The sequence below is a fragment of the Kitasatospora sp. MBT63 genome, assembly GCF_000710465.2.
In the GTDB taxonomy this organism is placed as follows: domain Bacteria; phylum Actinomycetota; class Actinomycetes; order Streptomycetales; family Streptomycetaceae; genus Kitasatospora.
Window position 1 is genome coordinate 1 of sequence record NZ_JAIZ01000039.1, and the last position, 1312, is coordinate 1312.

The 1312-nt window shown below is 57.1% G+C and carries 1 protein-coding gene and 1 pseudogene; one reads left to right on the plus strand and one right to left on the minus strand.

The annotated features are described in order from the left end of the window. Positions 1-238 (plus strand): annotated as a pseudogene (locus tag AA75_RS51390) (hypothetical protein); the annotation flags it as partial. 285 nt (positions 239-523) lie between these two features. Here AA75_RS51390 and AA75_RS48945 read toward each other — a convergent pair. Further along, the coding region (locus AA75_RS48945; protein ID WP_158515430.1) for a hypothetical protein at positions 524-1312 on the minus strand (789 nt) is incomplete at its 5' end.

Genomic DNA, 1312 nt, shown 5'->3' on the forward strand with positions numbered 1-1312 from the left:
ACCCCGCACGAGACCCGACAATGACACACCCTCGCCGTGTAAGAACGAGTGTCCGAGATCACGGGGAAACTTCACCCGCGCCGAGCGCTCGTTCGCCGAACTGACGAACAAACAGATACGACGCGGCGTCCACAAGTCCGTCCAGGCCCTCGAATCCGACATTCGCGACTGGATCGCGACCTGGAACACCGACTCGAAGCCCTACGTCTGGACCAAGACTGCCGACCAGATCCTCTAACGCCTCGCAGGATATTTGAAGAGAATTCCTGACTCACAACACTAGGCCGTGTCTGGCAATTCGCGTCGGATCAGCGCGCGGCGGTGGGCGCCCGGCTGGGCGTGCCGGCGAAGCGTCCTCGTACTGGACGTACTTGGACGTTTCGCCGGTGCGTCCAGGCTGGGGCACCTCCCGGCCGAAGGCTGGGGGAGCGTCGCGCGCCCGGCGGGAATTGTCAGACAAGCCCCAGAGGTCGTGTCCAGATGAACAACTCGGGATCGCATCGACCTTGCAAGAGATGCAGTGCTACTGGAACGGAATCTTGATGGATCCTACATCAACGATGGACATGCGCGGATACGTTTTCTCCAGGTTTATATAATTCTCGTCGGGGCCTTGGGTGAGATTCATGGGGGAGCTGTGGTTCGGGTCAAAATGCCAGACTTCTTTGTTATTTACGACAAAGCTGGTCACGTGGCCGCCCCGTCGCTCCCTATCTTCCCAGAGCATGTTCCAGGCTCGCGGATCCCCGGTGTCGGAATCCAGCATGGATTTAAGCGCGCCGATCCTTTCCTCTCCAGTTAGGTCTCTATGGTTGCCGTAAAGGGTGCGACTCAGATCTTCCTTCCATGCGAAACTGCGAGCGTTACCCAGGGGGACCAAGGGCTTCTGTAGAACGGTGGCAGAGTTGAGGCACATTGTTGTCACCGCGCAGATCCCAATATCCCACTTATAGATACCGGCAGACTTCTGCTGGACTGTGCGAGCCACAGTCCATGCGTCCTGCACGGTTGCCATGGGCACCTTCGACTCAGTAGCGATAAACTTCCCTGCCGGCGAAATTAGATTTGCCAGTTGCGCCCGGGACGCCTCGCCGGACTCGAAGATGGTTTGAATTTTTGCCGGTGGTTCTACTGTATCGACAGTTACGGCATCGACATTGGAGTCGCCGCTATTCTTACCGATCCCCTTGCTGCCCGATCCATCCTTTTTGATGGTCTTCTTGGGGTGATTTTTCTTGCTATTTTTCTTGCTCTTTTTAACTTTGTTTTTCCCGTTGCCGGTGGGGTCGGTGTGGTTGATGGGGTCGGCGCC